This window comes from Polynucleobacter sp. MWH-UH35A (assembly GCF_018687075.1).
Classification (GTDB): domain Bacteria; phylum Pseudomonadota; class Gammaproteobacteria; order Burkholderiales; family Burkholderiaceae; genus Polynucleobacter.
In genome coordinates, this window is sequence record NZ_CP061285.1 from 134,106 (window position 1) to 152,893 (window position 18,788).

The following is an 18,788-nucleotide window of genomic DNA, read 5'->3' on the forward strand; positions in this document are numbered from 1 at the left end:
ATGGCGATTATAGATTTGATGGCAGCATTAATGGGGGTATCAATGGGGTTTTTGGCTTTTCTGGTAATTGGGAGTATTTCTGGGGCATCTGCCTGGATTTTTTACCCTGGCGTTTCCTTGGGGTTTAAGCCCGGAAAGATCCTAATAGCCTCCCTGCTGGGCTTTATTGCAGCTACTGCCAGCTCATTTTTAGGTCAATACTCTGGGTTTTTTCAATCGGGGCAAATGATGGAATGGGCTAGTGCCATTTTTGCTGCTTGTGCTGCGGGGTGTATTTTTACTGCTCTAGCTAAATAGATCGGTGTGAATGCTTTCTACCCACTGAATGGGCGATTCATTGTGATCAACTAGCCATTGATTTGTTTTGGTGAAATGATTGCAACTACCTTTTCCACCCGGCTCTAAAAAAGGCCTGTCTGTTTTGTATACCCCAAGACCTGATGGATGAGAGGATTGCAAAACCAATGGGTCTTTGCCATTTTCAATCAGGGGTAGTTTGGATTGAGCATGACCTCCCCAGAGCATCCAAACTAAATGCGACTTAGATTTCGACAATGCGCCGATTAAATGGTCAATCAAACCTTTCCATCCCAGATTGGTATGGCTGCTTGCCTCACCCAATTGAACGCTTAAAGCCGTATTGAGTAGTAGCACTCCTTGTTCGGCCCAATGATGAAGATCTCCATTCGGCAAAGATCCAAAGCCTTCTAGCGCTAGTGCTTTACTGATATTTCGTAGCGAGCTAGGAAATGCTCGTGAGTTCACAGCAATCTCTCTGGGTATAGAAAAGGCAAGCCCTTGTGCCAGCCCAGGTGAGTGGTAGGGGTCTTGGCCCAGTATGACAACTTTTACTGAACTTACCGGAGTGAGTTTGAGAGCTTTAAAAAAATGTTGAGGTTCGGGCCTTACAGTACTTGGGTCAATATCCAAAACGGCTTGCAAGTTTTTTTCTAGAGACTGCCAGTCAGCTGACTCAAAATAATCACCCAGTAATTCGCGCCAATCACTTGGTATATCGTCTTTTGAAAATAGCGCCTTCAATTTTGATCAAGCATCTTTCTTTGGTGTCAGATCATATTGCGTAGGTATCTTTATAGTTTTGAGTGAGACCATGCGCTCATGCTCTAGATCATCGCGATAGAAAGTGATGCGCACAGGCAAATTTCCATTAATGCTGCCCAAAACCTTATCCCAGCGCGCACTGCTAATACGCTGCCCATCGATACTGGCGAGTAAATCACCTGCCGCTAATCCTGCTGCTTGGGCGGCACCGCCATCAAGGACGTGCGTCACTTTAAGCCAGCCATTCGCATCGGTATGGCGCATACCGAATTGCAGTTTGATTTTCTCAAGGGTCGATAGCGTTTTTGGTTTGACGGCAATGAGATTGGAGCCAATCCATTTTTGCAGTGGAATGTCTTCAACACCAAAAATATATCGGGCTTTTATATCAGCCCAGGTTTTGCTAAAACCACTACCGAGTAGTTCATCAACCAATACATCTAAACCGTCTTCTGGAATTCCATGGTGACCATGCTTGTGCCAGAGTAGGCGCATGAGGTCATCCAGGGATTGTTTGTTTTTAGTGAAAGCGCGAATTTGTAAATCAAGCCCAAGCGCCAGTAATGCACCCTTACCGTAATAGCTAACTACTGCATTCGGGGTATTCTCATCCGCCTGGTAATACTTGGTCCAGGCATCAAAAGAGCTATCAGCCAGGCTTTGTTTATGACGTCCCGGTCCGCGCAAGATGCCATTCCAGTTATTCGCCACTAGTTTTAGGTAGGTTTTGAGATCAATGCGTTTGCTGCGTAATAGCTGAAGGTCATCGTAGTAGCTAGTGAAGCCTTCAAAAACCCAGAGCAAGCGAGTGTGATTTCGTTTGGCCAGATCATAAGGCTGAAACGCCTTTGGCTGAATACGTTTAACCAACCATGCATGGAAATATTCATGACTGCATAAACCCAAAAATTCTCTGTAAGCAGACTCTTCAAACAGAATATTTTCTTGAGGGATTTGATCTCGCTTGCATAATAAGGCAGTGCTATTGCGATGCTCTAAACCACCATAGCCATTCAAAACGGCATTCACTAGAAAGAGATATTCTCCGAATGGGGCTCGCTTTGTTTTGGGTTCAAAAAGATTGATGGTGCTGGTGCAGATAGCTTGAAGATCTTCTGCAAGACGCTTTGCATCCACAATATGATTGCATCCCTGGATCGCCATCCGATGCGCAACACCATTTGATTTCCAGTGCACCAGTTGGAATTCACCCATGGCTGCTGGATGATCTAACAATTCATCATAATTTTTCGCTAGATAAAAACCAAATCCACGCTCATCTGTTTTAGCGGCTCTTAAAGTGGTTTGTACCGTCCAGTGATCCGCAAAGGCGGCCTCTGGCGTGGTGATTGCGAGAGAGCAGGGCACATGCTCTTGGCCTTTAACGGCTAAGCACAAGCTGGTGGCGTTAAAGAACGCCCTTTCAGTGTCTATATAAGCAGCGCGCACTGAAGAGTCAAAAGCATAAATAGTCGTCAGGACCTCGATTGCTCCACCAACTGGAGGTAAGCGCCAATGATCATTGTCGATGCGCTCAAGAGCAATTTTTTTTCTAATGCCTGCGATTGAATATGCCTCAATCGATTCAATCTGCTTACTGAAATCACGAATTAAATAACTGCCTGGTATCCAGGCAGGCATTTGCAACACCTGACCATTAGGATCTGGATTGGTAATGTGCAGCTTGACGCGAAAGTGATGACCATGCAGGTCTGCAGGCCAGACCGTATATTGAATTTCTGGTAAGTCGGCATGGTTCATAGTGTTTATTTCAGAGAGCTAAATTTCTTTTCGATGTCAGTAATTTGCACGGCACCAGGGTAGCGGCTGCCATCAGTGAAGAATAATGTTGGTGTACCGGTGATTCCATAGGTCTTCGCAAAAGCCATATTTTTATCCAGCGGTGTGCTGCAATCGCCTTTGCCGCTTGGGGCGACACCGTTAATCATCCAATCCATATAGGCTTTATACGGGTCAGAAGAGCACCAAATCTGTTTTGATTTCTGTGCAGAATCCGGCGATAGGATTGGGATCAGGTAGGTGTAGATGGTGACGTTATCGAGCTGCTGTAGAGACTTTTCTAGGCGCTTACAGTAGCCGCAGTTGGGGTCTGAGAAGACCGCTAGTTGACGGCTGCCGTTCCCGCGCACATTTTTTATGGCATTGGCAGGTATTAAGTCGCTCCACTTAATCCGGTTTAAGTCAGCCTGTCTTTGGTCGGTAATATTTTTACCTGATGCGATCTCAATAATTTCACCCTGGATGAGATATTTTGCGGAGGCATCGGTATAAAAAATATCATTGCCAACTAATACCTCATATAAGCCAGAAACTGGTGCGGGGGTAACACTTTTTACTTTGGCGTTCGTGCCCAACTTCTTCTGAATCTCCGCCTTTATTTGCTGTTCTGGTTGCGCATGGACTTGCCCCGCGCAAAATAGAGCTACGGCGATAACGGCAATCACAGATAAGAATTTATTCAAAATCAATTTCTCCCAAAGCGCGTTCAATTAAGCGCTGTTTTATAAAGTGGCTTTTATTCACTAAACCGAGACCCCAGTTGCGGAGCTGTCGCTCAGTGTTACTGCTTGCAGAAAATAATTTTTTGAGTTTATCGGTAACCCATAGCAGTGCGCTGGCATCGCCTTGACGTTGACGCTCATAACGACGAAGCAAGACTAAGTCGCTTGGTGAGCGGAAAGATTCTTTGTTGCCCAAGATGTTGAGGAGTACCGACACATCTCGAAGCCCCAGGTTAAGCCCTTGTCCTGCTAGTGGGTGCATTACGTGAGCTGCATCACCAATCAGGGCTACCTTTGGAAGAGCTTCGGGACCTATGAATCGCTTGGATCGAATTTTTCTTAAAGGAAAGGCAGCAGGACTTGAGTTGAGAGTTAACTCTCCTAACTGTTTGACGATGGCCCCATTAGCGATAGCTGTCAAACGCTCCAACCATTGCGCTTGATCCAGCTTTAATAATTCTGCTGCATGCTCGGGAGAGGTAGACCAAACCATAGAGACTTGCTTCCCGGGAAGGGGCAACATGGCAACAATATCTCCACCTGGTAAGAACCACTGAAAGGCAGTTTCTAAATGCGGATAGGTGCAAAGCCAGTTGGCAACTACAGCACTTTGTGAATAGCTTTCTTCGCTCGCACTAATTCCAATTTGACTGCGAATGGGTGAGTTCGCACCGTCAGCTGCAATCACCAGTTGCGCACGAATGCTGCCGCCACTTTTTAAATGCAAGGTGCTGCCATCGGCATCAACATCGATCCTTTCTACAGCATCACTCATGCGATCCAATTTGTTTTGAAAGCGTGACGCTTGATCAATGGTGTGTTCAATTAAATTGGATTCTCCAATCCAGGCGAGTTGTGGCGTACCAGCCTCAAATGCAGAAAGATGGAGGTAATCATTTTTTTCACCCCTGTCCCCATAAATTCGCATATCTCTCACTGGTTGAAGGCGGCTGTGATCTAGGGCGTCCCAAATTTGTAAGTGAGCCAGTAATTTCTGGGTGCTTGGGGAAAAAGCATAAATTCTTTGACCCCATTGAGCGCCCTGTGGATTTGGCATGTGCCGCCCCAAATCAGGTGCAATCTCGATGGTATTGAGACCAAGCTGGGCGAGCCCTAGGGCGCAAGCCTTACCCGCAATACCTCCGCCAACCACAACGACATCTACTGAGCGTATTGGGGTGGTGGGAGTTAGGGGCTTTGAGAGGCGATTTTGGCGATCTTCTGACATAACTCGATGATATCGAAACCAGCCCCTTTACAATACAGGCATGTCTTTGAAATGTGGCATCGTCGGCCTGCCTAACGTCGGCAAATCTACCCTCTTTAATGCGCTTACCAAGGCTGGGATCGCAGCGGAAAACTATCCTTTCTGCACGATTGAGCCTAATGTAGGCGTGGTTGAGGTTCCTGACCCCCGTTTAGCCAAATTGGCTGAGATCGTGAAGCCTGAGCGCATTCTGCCGGCAGCAGTCGAATTTGTCGATATTGCTGGTTTGGTGGCTGGCGCCTCAAAAGGTGAAGGTCTTGGTAATCAGTTTTTGGCGAATATTCGCGAAACTGATGCCATTACTCATGTGGTCCGGTGTTTCGAGGATCCAAACGTGATTCACGTTGCCGGAAAAATCGATCCAATTGCTGATATTGGTGTAATTGATACCGAGTTGGCCCTATCCGATTTAGCTACTGTAGAGAAAACTCTGAATCGCTCAAGTAAGGCTGCAAAGTCTGGCAATGACAAAGAAGCGGCTGCTTTAGTCGCCGTTTTAACTAAAGTACAGGCTCATTTAGATTCTGCTCAACCAGTGCGCAGCTTGAACTTAAGTGATGATGAAAAAGTTCTGATAAAGCCTTTGTGTTTGATTACGGCTAAGCCTGCCATGTATGTCGCGAATGTGAAAGAAGATGGCTTCTCAAACAATCCACACCTCGAGGCTGTTAAGCAACATGCTGCAAAAGAAAACGCGCCGGTTGTAGCGGTTTGCGCTGCAATTGAAGCGGAAATTGCTGACTTAGATGAAGCTGACAAGATTGAGTTCTTGGCTGATCTCGGAATGGAAGAGCCAGGCTTGGATCGCGTGATTCGTGCAGGGTATTCATTGCTCGGGTTGCAAACTTATTTCACCGCTGGTGTTAAAGAAGTTCGAGCCTGGACTATTCATCAGGGTGATACAGCGCCACAGGCTGCAGGAGTCATTCATACGGATTTTGAGCGCGGGTTTATTCGTGCTCAAACCATTTCTTATGATGATTTCATTCAGTTCAAAGGTGAAGCGGGCGCAAAGGAAGCTGGCAAGATGCGTGCCGAAGGCAAGGAGTACGTTGTTAAGGATGGCGACGTATTGAACTTCTTATTTAACGTCTAAGCAATCCTGCCCCAACCAAATAAAAAAGCCCTGAAAAGGGCTTTTTGTTTATACGGCCAAAAAAATCCAAGACTTAGATTAAGGGGCTTTGACAGCCTTTTCTAAGCATTTAGAAATTTCATCGTAGCGCTTAAGCGCCATCTTGGTAGGTAATACTTCCTTTTTGCGACCATCTGCATTGGCAGCCATTTTGATGTAACCCATAGCGCTGAGATTTTTGAGGCGACCATGCAAAGTAGCCTGTGATCCAAGGTCAGTCATAGAAATAAGATCGCCAACCAAAATCACTTGGTTTATATGGGCGCAGGCAACAATCTTATCCAGCAAGCTTTCTTCAGTGCAGTCAAGTTTTTTCCCTGGGTTAATGCGATCAATGGCATCAATCAGATTAAGAAACTTAATGTAAGAAGAAGTTTTTGGAGCTGTCATATGCAATAGTTTTATTATTCGATATTAGCTTTATAGCTAGCTGCAGTGTATTCCTAAGTACTTGTTTTAGCAATTGACGCGTATCAATTAAAAATAATCCATACTGGTTGAAATGCCAAAATTTGTCACAACTTCTTCAGAATGGATCATTGGTTGCGCTATTAGTGCGATAGCGTATGCATTTCTCTTTTATTTCAATGGCTGGCTAACCAATAGTTTGATATTTGGTTTGGGGGTAAATTGGATTTATCTTCCCGCCGGTTTGCGTTTATTTTTGACTTTGATTTTTGGTTTGCCTGGTGCTCTTGGTATTGCGGTTGCTTCTTTTCTGATTAGCTATTACGGTGATTTCCCACATGAATTAACACTTTGTATTGGCATTGGATTGATTTCAGGATTTGCACCGTACTTAGCCAGATATTTTGTGTTTAGCAATCTACGGCTTGAATCAGATTTGAGCAATCTAAATTTTCCAAAATTGATAGCTTGTATTTTGATTTACTCTCTGCTTTCATCTGGCCTACACCAATGGTGGTTTTCTACCATGGCCTTAGAGGATACTGGTAGCGTAAATCACTTTGTAGTGATGTTTATAGGTGATGTATTAGGATCGCTGCTACTGATCTCGTTAATCAAATACTGTTTAGATCTCTTGAGAAAAGTTAGGCAAACAGCTCGCTGAGAGCGACTCCTGGATCAGCTGCGCGCATAAAGGCTTCACCCACCAAGAATGCATTGACTTGATGTTCACGCATAAGCTGAACATCAGCGTGACTCAATATTCCAGACTCTGTTACTAACGTTTTGCTTTTCGGAGCCATGGGGAGCAAAGAGAGTGTGGTTTGCAGGGTTACCTCAAAAGTTTTGAGGTTGCGATTATTGATGCCAAGTAGCGGTGTCTTGAGTTCTAACGCTTGCTCTAATTCTGGGGCATTGTGAACTTCAACTAAAACATCCAGGCCTAATTCATGGGCACAAGCTTCGAGCTCTTTCATTTGATTCAACTCTAGGCAGGCCACAATCAACAAAATGGCATCAGCGCCAATGGCGCGTGCCTCATAGACTTGATATGGGTCTATAGTGAAATCTTTACGTAGAACCGGGATTTGGCATGCGGCGCGCGCTTCTTGAAGGTAGGCATTGCACCCCTGAAAGTAATCCTTGTCAGTTAATACTGATAAACAAGCGGCGCCGTGTTTTTCATAAGACTGCGCGATGGCTGCAGGTAAAAAGTTCTCACGCAAGATTCCCTTGCTTGGGCTAGCCTTTTTAATTTCAGTGATCACCCCAGCCTTACCAGCAGAGATTTTGTTCTCAATCGCCTGGATAAAGCCTCGTGGCTTCAGGACGACATCTTGGTTATTTGCTTCAGCTTGCTCGCGCTGATTGGCAAGTGAAACCTTTTGTAGAGAGTTGGCAACCTCGATCTTTTTGGTTGCAACAATTTTGTCGAGGATATCGCTCATGAATAATTAAGTTTGAGATTGTGTTGCTGCAACAAAGGCATCTAACTTTTGACGGGCAGCACCTGAGGTAATAGCCGATTTTGCATGTGCTACTCCGTTAGCAATATCTTGGGCTACGCCTGCCACATAGAGCGTTGCCCCGGCATTGAGACACACAATATCGCTTGCGGGACCTGGCTTGCCGTCGAGAACATCTAAAACAATTTTCTTGGATTCTTGAGCATCAGCCACTTTGAAACTATTTGTAGGTGCTGTATTTAAACCAAAGTCCTTTGGATGAATTTCATACTCACGCACTACGCCATCTTTGAGTTCGCCAACCAGAGTTGGTCCTTCTAAAGAAATCTCATCTAGACCGTCGCGTCCATACACTACAAGTGCGTGCTCCATGCCTAGTGCCTGCAATACGCGTGCCTGAATACCTACGAGGTCGGGATGAAAGACACCCATCAAAATGCGCTTGGCATCAGCAGGATTGGTCAGTGGTCCCAAGATGTTGAAAATGGTTCGCACACCTAGTTGCTTACGAATAGGTACAACATTTTTCATTGCGGGATGATGGTTGGGGGCAAACATAAAGCCCGCACCTACTTTTGAAATGCATTTAGCAACTTGATCAGCCGATAAGGCCAGGTTGACACCAAGGGCTTCTAAAACATCGGCACTGCCTGATTTGCTGCTGACGCTGCGATTTCCATGTTTAGCAATTTTTGCTCCAGCGCCTGCAGCCACAAACATAGAGGCAGTTGAGATGTTGAATGTATGCGCTCCGTCACCACCCGTACCCACTACGTCGACCAAATGGCTTCGGTCATCTACCTTAACTGAGGTTGCAAATTCCCGCATCACCTGTGCCGCAGCTGCAATTTCGCCAACCGTTTCTTTTTTGGTGCGCAGTGCGACTAATAATCCAGCTACTAATTCTGGCGACATTTCACCGCTCATGATGAGACGCATCATCGCCGTCATTTCATCATGAAAGAGTTCGCGATGTTCAATGCAGCGTTGTAAAGCTTCTTGCGGTGTAATTGGCATAGCGCTGTAAATGGATTATTTAGTTGTTTTGCAAAAAATTCTTGAGTAGGGCATGACCATGCTCAGAAAGAATCGACTCAGGGTGGAATTGCACGCCTTCAACCGCAAGCTCTTTGTGGCGAACGCCCATGATCTCTCCATCGGATGAGGTTGCAGTCACTTCTAGCATTGTCGGCAAAGAGCTCTTCTCAATCGCCAAAGAGTGGTAACGAGTCACCTTAAACGGATTGGGTAAGTTTTTAAATACGCCTATGCCTGTATGGTGAATGCTATCGGTCTTACCGTGCATAACCTTTTGAGCGCGAATGACTTTGCCACCAAATGCTTCGCCGATAGCTTGATGCCCCAGGCATACGCCCAATATGGGAATTTGACCTGCATAACGTTTGATAGTTTCTACTGAGATGCCTGCCTCTAAAGGACTGCATGGTCCGGGAGAGATGCAAATACGCGCTGGATTGAGCTTAGCAATCTCTTCAACGGCAATTTCATCATTACGAAATACTTTTACTTCTTCACCGAGTTCTGCAAAGTACTGAACAAGGTTGTAAGTAAACGAATCATAGTTATCAATCATTAGGAGCATCGAGTCCTCCTTGTACTAAATCTGCGGCTGTTAATACTGCCCGTGCCTTGGCTTCGGTTTCTTTCCATTCGGCTGTTGGGTCAGAGTCTGCTACCACTCCCGCGCCTGCTTGTGAGTGCAGCATGCCGTCACGGATTACGCCAGTACGAATCGCAATGGCTACATCCATATCACCTGAGAAGGAGAGGTAGCCTACGGCACCTCCATATACGCCACGCTTCACAATTTCCATTTCATCAATGATTTCCATTGCTCGAATTTTGGGGGCGCCCGATAGGGTGCCTGCTGGGAAGGTGGCGCGCAACACATCCATATTGCTCATATTGTCTAGAAGATCCCCTTCCACTGAGCTCACAATATGTTGAACATGTGAGTACTTCTCAATAGACATGGAGTCAGTCACTTTCACCGAGCCAGTTTTGGCAATACGACCTACGTCATTGCGGGCTAAATCAATCAGCATGACGTGCTCAGCAATTTCTTTGGGATCCGCCAAGAGTTCTTTGGCCAGACGCTCATCTTCTTCAGGATTTGCTCCACGAGGGCGGGTGCCTGCTAACGGGCGAATCGTCACAATCTTCTCTGCAGCACGTTTTTCTTGGCGGACCAAAATCTCAGGGGATGATCCTACGATTTGCATATCACCAAAGTCATAGAAATACATATAGGGCGATGGATTGAGGGAGCGCAGGGCTCTATAGAGTGCTAATGGTGAATCTGTAAATGGCTTGCTAATACGTTGACCAATCACCACCTGCATGCAATCACCAGCCAAAATATATTCTTTGGTTTTGAGTACTGCCTTTTCAAAATCCGCTGCCTTAAATTTGCGAATGAGATCGGTTTTAGTGCTTGGTAAAGAAGCGGGCATGTTTGCTGACTTGCCAAGGCAGGCGAGTAATTCTTTTAAACGACCCTGTGCTTTTTCAAACCCATCTGCAATGCTGGGATCTGCATAAACAATGAAGTAAATTTTTCCAGCGACGTTATCAACCACCGCTAATTCTTCAGTCAACATGAGTTGAATATCGGGCACACCCAATTCATCAGGCAGCTGATGCTTTGCTAAACGTGACTCGATGTAGCGCACAGTGTCATAACCAAAGTAACCAGCGAGACCGCCACAAAAGCGCGGCATGTCAGCTTGCAAAGCCACCTTAAAGCGCTTGAAATACGCATCGACAAAGTCGAGGGGATTATTGGTATTAGTCTCTACAACTTTTCCATCAGTTACTACTTCATTGATTGGCGCAGAGGGGGTGCCAACAGTTCTAATGATGGTCTTGGCAGGCAGGCCAATAAAGGAGAAGCGGCCGAAACGCTCGCCACCCAAAACAGACTCTAATAGGTAGGTATTTGTCTTGCCAAATGCTTGCGTGAGCTTGACGTAAAGTGATAGTGGGGTCTCAAGATCGGCCAATACCTCTTTGATCAGAGGGATGCGATTGAAGCCCTGCTTAGCGAGGGTATTAAATTCTTCAAGCTGCATTACGCTTTACCTAACTTTCCTAATTCAGTGCGCATTGCTTGAATAACTTGTGCGTAATTTTCTTGTGCGTAAATTGCTGAACCGGCAACAAAAGTGTCGGCACCTGCTCGCGCTACTTCCGCAATGTTATCGACTTTAATTCCGCCGTCTACTTCAAGACGAATATGTCTACCGGTCTCGGCTTGATAGCGATCGAGACGTGCGCGCACTTGAGTGATCTTGTTCAGAGTACTCGGTATAAATGATTGACCACCAAATCCTGGATTTACTGACATCAGCAAGACTAGATCGAGCAATTCCAGAGTGTGGTCAAGATGATCTAGTGGTGTCGCCGGATTAAGTACAAGACCCGCTTGGCAGCCTTGATCGCGAATTAAGTTCAGTGTGCGATTGACATGAGGGCTTGCCTCGGGATGAAAGCTAATTAAATTGGCGCCTGCTTTAGCAAAATCAGGAACGATGCGATCTACTGGCTCGATCATGAGGTGAACATCGATCACAGCAGGCTTGCCATCTTTCTGTGCGTAGGGGCGAATAGCCTCACATACCAAGGGGCCAATAGTGAGATTGGGTACGTAGTGGTTATCCATCACATCAAAGTGAATCCAGTCAGCGCCTGCCACTAAAACGTCCTGTACTTCTTTGCCTAGGCAGGCAAAGTCAGCGGACAAAATGGATGGGGCAATCACAAATTGACTATTAGGGGATGATTTTTGGCTTTCCATCCCTAGATTCTAGCTTGCAGTTGGCCTAAGGATGGAGCAGAATTCCAGCATGAATCCCCATGAAATGAGCATTACGGTCAAAGCCCAGTACCTTCCCGACCAATCTGACCCCGATAATCGCCAATTTGCCTTTGCATATACCGTCACCATCCGCAATACCGGAACGGCTAGCATTCAGCTGATTGCCCGCCATTGGTTCATTACAGACGGGGATAACGATGTCCAGGAGGTAAAGGGTCTGGGCGTTGTTGGGCAACAACCTTTGCTGCGTTCTGGCGAGCATTTTGAATACACCAGCTGGGCTACATTACCTACTCCTGCTGGAACAATGCGTGGAGAGTATTTTTGTGTGACTGAGGACGCTCAGTTCTTTCAGGCACCTATCCCAGAGTTTGCTTTGGTGATGTCGCGTACCTTGCATTAGACCAAGGGAAGCAAAATACTATTTTTTGCCTTTGCCGGTCCAAAGAACAATAAATAACAAAAGTCCTAAGGCAACAGCGCCTTCAAAAGCAAACAGCAACATTGGGTATTCATCGAGTAAATTGGCAATCATGATTTCTAAATTTAAATATGTTTCATTAAGTGTATTCGCAATTCTGTTAGCCAGCTTGATTGCTGGCTGTTCTACGCCCCCCACCCGTGGCGCTGGGTATCGCTCAAGTGGTTCTGGTGCCTCACCCTCAAATTACAGCTCACCTATCGCTAGTTTTAGCGCAGTTTCTTGGCAGGCTTTGCCTGGCTGGCAGGAGGATGATTTAACCCAGGCTTGGCCAGCTTGGTTAAAAAGCTGTGATGCTTTGCGCAAGAAGAGTGGTGAAGTCAATTGGCGGCAGGTATGTGCGCAAGCGAATAATGTTTCAGTTCGTGACACGCAAGCTATTCGCAATTATTTTGAAAGTAATTTTCAGGCCTATGAAATTCGCAACAACTCTGGAAGTGATAGTGGCTTGATAACTGGTTACTACGAACCCGTCATGAACGGCACGCTAACCCGCACCAGCACTTATAACGTACCGCTGTATGGTTACCCCAATGCATGGCGCAAATCAAAACCTAATCCAGGACCAAGTCGTGCTGAGCTCATGAGCTCTGGAATCCTGCAGGGCTCTGAAGTTGCTTGGGTGCAAGATCCAGTTGCTGCAGCATTTATGCAAATTCAAGGCTCTGGAAAAATTCGTCTTGAAGATGGACGTATTTTGCGTCTGGGTTTTGCAGGGGCTAATGACCAACCCTTTAAGTCATTTGCGCAGTGGTTGTTAGATCGCAAAGAAATTACGCGTAGCGAAGCGACGATGCAGGGCATCTCACAATGGGCCAAGCGTCATCCTGGGCAAGTCAATGAGATGCTAAACGCCAATCCTCGATTTGTATTTTTTAAAGAATTACCAGGCAATGTAGCTGCAGACTTGGGTCCTAATGGAGCCTTAGGTGTTCCGCTTACCGGCGAGCGCAGTATTGCAGTTGATTTACGGGCTATGCCATTGGGTGCGCCGGTCTTTTTAGCGACGACTAAACCGCTCAGCAGTCAGCCATTGCAAAAGCTCGTAATGGCCCAAGACACTGGTAAAGCGATTGTGGGCGGCGTCAGAGCCGACTACTATTGGGGTTCTGGAGACTCCGCTGGAGAAATGGCAGGTCGCATGAAGCAAAATGGCAAGATGTGGTTATTGCTTCCTCGTTAATTAAATTTATTTCACTGAAAGAAATTCATGAGCTACAAAACAATTCTGACTGAAGTTGATGGTAAGGTTGCCACCATTACTTTGAATCGTCCTGAAGTATTAAATGCATTGAACGATCAGCTCATGGAAGAGTTGGGCGCAGCTTTATTGGCATTTGATGCGGATGACAGTATTGGCTGCATGATCGTGACAGGTAGTGAAAAAGCATTTGCGGCCGGTGCTGATATTGCTTCAATGGCCAAGTATGGTTTGAAGGATGTTTATAGGGGTGACTTTATTACCCGCAACTGGGAAGAAATTAGAAAGGTCCGTAAGCCAGTCATCGCCGCAGTTTCTGGCTATGCGCTCGGTGGTGGCTGCGAATTGGCGATGATGTGTGACACCATCATGGCTGCTGATAATGCGAAGTTTGCTCAACCCGAAGTCAAGCTGGGCATTATTCCTGGTGCTGGTGGCACACAACGATTGCCCCGTGCGGTATCAAAAGCCAAAGCAATGGACTTAGCGTTAACAGGCCGCATGATGGATGCTGCTGAAGCTGAACGTTCAGGTCTAGTTGCCAGAATTTTCCCTCAAGCAGATTTACTCAAAGAAGTTAAAGCAATTGCCAAAGGTATTGCGGATATGCCTTTGTTAACTGCAATGATGGTGAAAGAAAGTATTAACACTGCCTATGAGACTACCCTGTCTGAAGGTGTTCATTTTGAACGTCGTCTCTTCCATGCTTGCTTTGGAACAAATGACCAGAAAGAGGGTATGGCTGCGTTCATGGAAAAGCGCCCAGCCAAATTTACGAATTCTTAATTGCCGATGTTTGAGCGAGGTAGCTCAAAAAGAATTTAGTTTTTTTCCAAGAAGCGTTGAGCTAGTTTGACCCAATAGCTCACGCCAACTGGAATCAAAGAATCATTGAAGTCGTAGGAAGGGTTGTGGAGGTGGCAGGGCCCCATGCCATGGCCCACCGAGCGATGATCGCCATCGCCATTGCCTAGGAATACATAGCAACCAGGTTTTTCGAGCAACATAAATGCAAAGTCTTCTGCTCCCATCGTGGGATCAATCGATGCATTTACATTTTGTTTGCCAACCAATTCACTCATGATCTCAGTAGCAAACTCCACTTCTTTGGCGTGATTAATGAGTGGTGGGTAATTTCTGGAAAAAGTGATGTCAGCCTGACAATCAAAAGCGCCTGCAACGCTATGGGCAATTTCTCGTAGACGTTGTTCGATGAGATCCAGTACTTCTAAAGTAAATGTGCGAACCGTGCCACCAATAAAGGCGCTATCGGGAATGACATTACTGGTTTCGCCCGCATGAAATTGCGTAATGGATAAAACCGCAGCATCTACAGGGCGCTTGTTGCGTGTGATGATGCTTTGCAAGGCAAGCACTACTTGTGCGCCAGCAAATACCGGATCAGCGCTGTTATGGGGTAGGGCAGCATGACCACCTTTACCTGTGATGGTAATTTCAAAGGTATTGCTAGAAGCCATCATGGGACCAGAGGTTACCCCAAAATGACCTTCAGCTAAACCAGGCCAATTATGTAAGCCAAATACAGCATCACATGGAAATTCTTTGAAGAGACCATCTTTGATCATTTCATTTGCACCAGCACCACCTTCTTCGGCTGGTTGGAAAATAAAAATCACCGTGCCTTTGAAGTCGCGATGGTTAGATAGATACTGCGCGGCGCCTAACAACATTGCAGTGTGACCATCATGTCCACATGCATGCATCTTGCCTGGATTTTTTGAGGCATGTGCAAAGTTATTATGTTCTTGCAATGGCAGCGCATCCATATCTGCACGCAAACCAATCATTTTGCCTGGCCCTAAGTCACCATCTAGGCGACCAACAACACCCGTTTTTCCCATGCCACGGTAAACAGTAATTCCCCAACTGGAAAGCGCTTCTGCTACTAAATCAGATGTACGGTTTTCTTCGAAACGCAATTCAGGGTGCGCATGAATATTGCGTCGAATTTCTTGAATGGTCTCAGCAGACTCGATGATTTCTGGGATTAAATGCATCCCTTCATCTTATCCGAAAGTCTTTTGAGGTGTCTTCGGAGAGAGGTTAAAGCTTATTATTTATTGGGAAATTGAATGTGCTTTGCAGCAAAATTCAGAGCCTCAATGGAATAAGGGCTGTTTACAGGCTTTTGTAATTCTTTTGGGAGTGTTGGAATAAGACCCAAAAATGGAGCATCTATTCTGGCTTGCAGGGTGTTTAGATTCTCTTGAAGAAGTGGCATTTCTTCTGAAAGAGTATTCGCTACCCATCCAGCAATCTTGAGCTTACGCGCTTTGATGGCCTCTTGAGTCAAGAGGGTGTGATTAATACAACCTAACTTCATACCCACCGTAAGAATGACTGGCAAATCAATTGCACTTGCAAACCCACTCAAATCCTCATTTTCATTGATGGGAATAAGTAAACCGCCAGCGCCTTCAGCCACCACGCAATCTGCATGCTTTTGAACATGATGAAAGGCTTTAATCATCACCTCCATTTCAAGCTTGAGCCCTTGCTGCTTAGCCACGAGATGTGGGGCTGCTGGCTGATCTAGAACATAAGGGCACAAATTCAATTCATCAGGACTCAGATTTGAAGCAATGCGCAGTGTCTCTAAATCCTCGTTGAGGGATTCACCTTTGGTGTTGCGATAAGCGCCTGCGACTACAGGCTTAAAACCAACAGCCTTGATTCCCTGTTCTCGTAATTTCAGAATAAGGGCTCCACTTACTAAAGTTTTCCCAACTTCGGTATCGGTACCGGTGACAAGGAAACCATTGAGCTTACTCATGAGTCTCCTCATCAATTACCTGTTTTTCAATTGCATTTAGGGTGTCAATGAGTTGGCGCAAATCTGTTTCACTGTGATTGGCGGAGAAGGTAATTCGCAATCGCGCGCTTCCCTGTGGCACAGTGGGCGGACGAATAGCTGGAATCCAATAACCCGCAGCATCCAGCAACTTAGCGGCATGCAAGGCATTGGCATTGCTGCCTAAAACCACGGGTTGGATAGCAGTGCATGAAGGTACCTTTTCCCATTTAGCAAAATGCATTTCATCTTGCCAGATGCGAATGAGTTTGTTGAGTTGGGCGCGACGGTTGCCGCCTTCGTTGCTGTCAATTATTTCAAGACTCTTGGAAAGGGTATGCGCTATGGCTGGTGGCGTTGCCGTGCTGTAAATAAAGGGGCGACCCTTTTGTATCAGCCATTCGATAAAAGACTCTTGCGCACAAACAAAGGCGCCACCGACGCCGGCAGCTTTTCCAAGGGTGCCAATGTAAATAATGCGATCAGAATTAACGTTTTCTTGTTCCAAAATGCCATGACCATGTTTTCCTAGAACCCCAAAGCCATGAGCATCATCTACCAATAGCAATGCATCGTATTGCTCTGCAAGCAGCAATAATTTTTTAATGGGTGCTAGATCGCCATCCATACTAAAGACGCCATCTATCACAATGATTTTCAGAGGATTGCTATCGTTCTTCAGTAATGCATTTAATGCATCTACTTCTGTGTGGTCAAACAAAATGACGCTTGCTTTGGACTGCGCAGCCGCTAAACGGACACCATCAATTAAAGATGCATGATTTAATTTTGCCGAATAAATACTGGCTGATCCTTGTGGCGCAAGTTTGGCCAATGCCGTTATGGCTGTCAGATTAGCAAGATAGCCGGTGCTAAAAAAGAGTGCTTTTGCATTCGGTATGTGTTGCTTTTGAAAAGAGGCTAATTGTTGCTCAAGTAGCTCATGCGCCATGCTGTGGCCGCTGATGAGGTGTGAAGCACCGCTACCCACTCCATACTTCTCTGCACCTTCAGCTAAGGCTTTAATGAGTTTTGGATGATTCGCAAGTCCTAGATAGTCGTTGCTGCAGAAAGCTTTTAGCTTGCGCCCATCCACTAAGGCTTTGGTATCGCATGGAGAGTGGGTTGCTCGAAGTTTTCGCTTCAGTAATTGAGATTCAAGATCTGCAATATTCTCTTGCGCCAATCCTAAAGCGTTGAATGGAGCCGCAGAATTCTTCATGCCAGGGTCTTTTCAAGAGCGCTTTGTACAGCGGCACCGAGTTGTATGGATTCCTCTGGCGTCAAAATATACGGAGGCATGACATAAATCGTATTGCCAATAGGTCTGATCAATACACCTTTGTCTAAGCTGTTAGCAAACATAGTGCGTGCAAATGCTTTTGGATCTTTAAGGCTGTTATTTTTAACATCAAATGCCAAAATCATTCCTTGTTGCCGCCAATATTCAATTCGTGAGTCACTCTTTGCCCACGCAAATGCTTTAGCTAAATCTTTAGAGCGTTCAATATTTTTTTCCAACACCTTATCAGTTGCAAAAATCTCTAGGCAAGCTAGTGCGGCTGCACAGGCAAGTGGATTGCCAGTATATGAATGGGAGTGTAAAAATCCTTGCGAGGTCTGATCACCATAAAAGGCCTGGTAAACATTGTCGGTGGCTAGACAAAGTGAGAGGGGAAGATAGCCGCCGCTAATGCCTTTAGAAAGGGTCAAAAAGTCTGGCCAGATACCAGCATGTTCACAGGCAAAAAACTTGCCGCTTCGCCCGCAACCTACTGCTATCTCATCCGCAATCAGATGTACTTCATAGCGATCACAAAGATTTCTGACTAAGCGAAGATACTCTGCTGAAAACATGGCCATTTGCCCTGCACATTGCACCAATGGTTCAACAATGAAGGCAGCAATATTGTGATGTTCTTTTGCGAATAATTCTTCAAGTTGATTTGCTGCATGCTTGGCTACATCCTCTGCACTTTCACCGAGTTTTGCTTTACGCGCATCTGGCGAAGTAATCGTAAATACATCTTGCAAAAGTGATCCGTAAGCTTCTCTGAAGATAGCTACATCAGTGACTGCTAATGCACCCAGTGTTTCCCCGTGATAGCCATTCTCTAGGCAAACAAATTTTTTCTTTTGCGGTTTGTCATGGAGTTGCCAATAGTGGTGACTCATTTTTAATGCAATCTCTACTGCAGAGGCGCCATCGGATGCGTAGAAGACGTGGCCTAAATGATGGTCAGTTAGTGCAGCAAGTTTTTCAGATAACTCCACTACAGGTGGATGAGTAAATCCTGCGAGCATGACGTGCTCAATTTTTTCGAGTTGCGCCGTAATCGCTTGATTGATGCGTGGATTAGAGTGTCCAAATAAATTAGTCCACCAGGAGCTAATAGCGTCGAGAAGCGCATTTCCTTTCTCGTCATATAGCCAAGCACCTTTGCCTTTTGTAATCGCAACCAGCGGAAAAGACTCATGCTGCTTCATCTGAGTGCAGGGGTGCCAAACGGCGGCCAAGCTGCGATCAACGAGTGGGGCTTGATTTAAATCAGAAATAACCTTCATGTTTGATATTTGACCACTAGTTTTTCCAAAT

Annotated in this window: 20 protein-coding genes; 6 read left to right on the plus strand and 14 right to left on the minus strand. The window is 45.8% G+C overall.

From position 1 onward, the window contains the following. The gene (locus tag ICV36_RS00770) at positions 1–297 is read left to right on the plus strand and encodes a hypothetical protein (protein WP_251375035.1); all 297 of its coding nucleotides are present in this window, start codon (positions 1–3) and stop codon (positions 295–297) included. Here ICV36_RS00770 and ICV36_RS00775 read toward each other — a convergent pair. The 4 genes from ICV36_RS00775 to ICV36_RS00790 are packed head-to-tail and all read right to left on the minus strand — an operon-like array spanning position 286 to position 4,812. Further along, on the minus strand, positions 286–1,041 hold the full coding sequence (locus tag ICV36_RS00775) for a uracil-DNA glycosylase (protein WP_215400658.1): 756 nt from the start codon (positions 1,039–1,041) through the stop codon (positions 286–288). The genes ICV36_RS00770 and ICV36_RS00775 overlap by 12 nt on opposite strands. A 6-nt stretch (positions 1,042–1,047) precedes the next feature. After that, positions 1,048–2,823 carry a M61 family metallopeptidase gene (locus ICV36_RS00780; RefSeq protein ID WP_215400659.1) on the minus strand — a complete coding sequence of 592 codons (1,776 nt, stop codon included), beginning with the start codon at positions 2,821–2,823 and terminating at the stop codon, positions 1,048–1,050. A gap of 5 nt (positions 2,824–2,828) precedes the next feature. Beyond that, on the minus strand, positions 2,829–3,545 hold the full coding sequence (locus tag ICV36_RS00785) for a DsbC family protein (RefSeq protein ID WP_215400660.1): 717 nt from the start codon (positions 3,543–3,545) through the stop codon (positions 2,829–2,831). Then, positions 3,538–4,812, minus strand: a complete 1,275-nt coding sequence (locus ICV36_RS00790; RefSeq protein ID WP_215400661.1) for an FAD-dependent monooxygenase — start codon at positions 4,810–4,812, stop codon at positions 3,538–3,540. The genes ICV36_RS00785 and ICV36_RS00790 overlap by 8 nt, the downstream gene beginning before the upstream one ends. 40 nt (positions 4,813–4,852) lie before the next feature. On the opposite strand from ICV36_RS00790, the gene ychF reads away from it, so the two are divergent. Then, a complete protein-coding gene (gene ychF, locus ICV36_RS00795; RefSeq protein ID WP_215400662.1) occupies positions 4,853–5,947 on the plus strand; it encodes a redox-regulated ATPase YchF in 1,095 nt (364 codons plus the stop codon). A 78-nt stretch (positions 5,948–6,025) separates the two neighbouring features. Here the strand turns inward: ychF and ICV36_RS00800 are convergent, their stop codons facing one another. After that, positions 6,026–6,376: a hypothetical protein gene (locus ICV36_RS00800; protein ID WP_215400663.1), complete on the minus strand. Its 351-nt coding sequence runs from the start codon at positions 6,374–6,376 to the stop codon at positions 6,026–6,028. 112 nt (positions 6,377–6,488) lie between these two features. Here ICV36_RS00800 and ICV36_RS00805 point away from each other — a divergent pair, with 112 nt between their 5' ends. Next, positions 6,489–7,058: a hypothetical protein gene (locus tag ICV36_RS00805; protein WP_215400664.1), complete on the plus strand. Its 570-nt coding sequence runs from the start codon at positions 6,489–6,491 to the stop codon at positions 7,056–7,058. Here ICV36_RS00805 and trpC read toward each other — a convergent pair. Genes trpC through rpe form a run of 5 tightly spaced genes read right to left on the minus strand, consistent with a single transcriptional unit; the run spans position 7,039 to position 11,677 of the window. Next, a complete protein-coding gene (gene trpC / locus ICV36_RS00810; protein WP_215400665.1) occupies positions 7,039–7,842 on the minus strand; it encodes an indole-3-glycerol phosphate synthase TrpC in 804 nt (267 codons plus the stop codon). The genes ICV36_RS00805 and trpC overlap by 20 nt on opposite strands. Before the next feature lie 6 nt (positions 7,843–7,848). Then, positions 7,849–8,877, minus strand: coding sequence for an anthranilate phosphoribosyltransferase (trpD, locus tag ICV36_RS00815; protein ID WP_215400666.1), 1,029 nt, complete (start codon positions 8,875–8,877; stop codon positions 7,849–7,851). Between the two features lie 19 nt (positions 8,878–8,896). Continuing rightward, positions 8,897–9,463 (minus strand): aminodeoxychorismate/anthranilate synthase component II, encoded by a 567-nt coding sequence (locus tag ICV36_RS00820; protein WP_215400667.1) that lies wholly within the window; start codon positions 9,461–9,463, stop codon positions 8,897–8,899. Further along, complete coding sequence (gene trpE, locus ICV36_RS00825; protein WP_215400668.1) at positions 9,447–10,952, minus strand: anthranilate synthase component I; 1,506 nt, start codon at positions 10,950–10,952, stop codon at positions 9,447–9,449. Before trpE ends, ICV36_RS00820 begins: the two co-directional genes overlap by 17 nt. Beyond that, complete coding sequence (rpe, locus tag ICV36_RS00830; RefSeq protein WP_215400669.1) at positions 10,952–11,677, minus strand: ribulose-phosphate 3-epimerase; 726 nt, start codon at positions 11,675–11,677, stop codon at positions 10,952–10,954. Before rpe ends, trpE begins: the two co-directional genes overlap by 1 nt. A 49-nt stretch (positions 11,678–11,726) precedes the next feature. Here rpe and apaG point away from each other — a divergent pair, with 49 nt between their 5' ends. From apaG to ICV36_RS00845, 3 genes are all read left to right on the plus strand, one after another. After that, positions 11,727–12,101, plus strand: coding sequence for a Co2+/Mg2+ efflux protein ApaG (apaG, locus tag ICV36_RS00835; protein WP_215400670.1), 375 nt, complete (start codon positions 11,727–11,729; stop codon positions 12,099–12,101). Positions 12,102–12,231: 130 nt separating this feature from the next. Next, on the plus strand, positions 12,232–13,362 hold the full coding sequence (locus ICV36_RS00840; protein WP_215400671.1) for a murein transglycosylase A: 1,131 nt from the start codon (positions 12,232–12,234) through the stop codon (positions 13,360–13,362). A gap of 27 nt (positions 13,363–13,389) precedes the next feature. Continuing rightward, a complete protein-coding gene (locus ICV36_RS00845) occupies positions 13,390–14,166 on the plus strand; it encodes an enoyl-CoA hydratase (protein ID WP_215400672.1) in 777 nt (258 codons plus the stop codon). A 35-nt stretch (positions 14,167–14,201) separates the two neighbouring features. On the opposite strand, the gene ICV36_RS00850 is transcribed toward ICV36_RS00845, so the two are convergent. Genes ICV36_RS00850 through bioA form a run of 4 tightly spaced genes read right to left on the minus strand, consistent with a single transcriptional unit; the run spans position 14,202 to position 18,757 of the window. Further along, entirely contained in the window at positions 14,202–15,398 is a 1,197-nt protein-coding gene (locus tag ICV36_RS00850) for a M20 aminoacylase family protein (RefSeq protein ID WP_215400673.1), read from the minus strand. Positions 15,399–15,454: 56 nt separating this feature from the next. Next, complete coding sequence (bioD, locus tag ICV36_RS00855) at positions 15,455–16,174, minus strand: dethiobiotin synthase (RefSeq protein ID WP_215400674.1); 720 nt, start codon at positions 16,172–16,174, stop codon at positions 15,455–15,457. Continuing rightward, positions 16,167–17,414 (minus strand): 8-amino-7-oxononanoate synthase, encoded by a 1,248-nt coding sequence (bioF, locus tag ICV36_RS00860; protein ID WP_215400675.1) that lies wholly within the window; start codon positions 17,412–17,414, stop codon positions 16,167–16,169. The genes bioD and bioF overlap by 8 nt, the downstream gene beginning before the upstream one ends. After that, a complete protein-coding gene (gene bioA, locus ICV36_RS00865; RefSeq protein WP_215400676.1) occupies positions 17,411–18,757 on the minus strand; it encodes an adenosylmethionine--8-amino-7-oxononanoate transaminase in 1,347 nt (448 codons plus the stop codon). The genes bioF and bioA overlap by 4 nt, the downstream gene beginning before the upstream one ends. Positions 18,758–18,788: the final 31 nt, after the last annotated feature.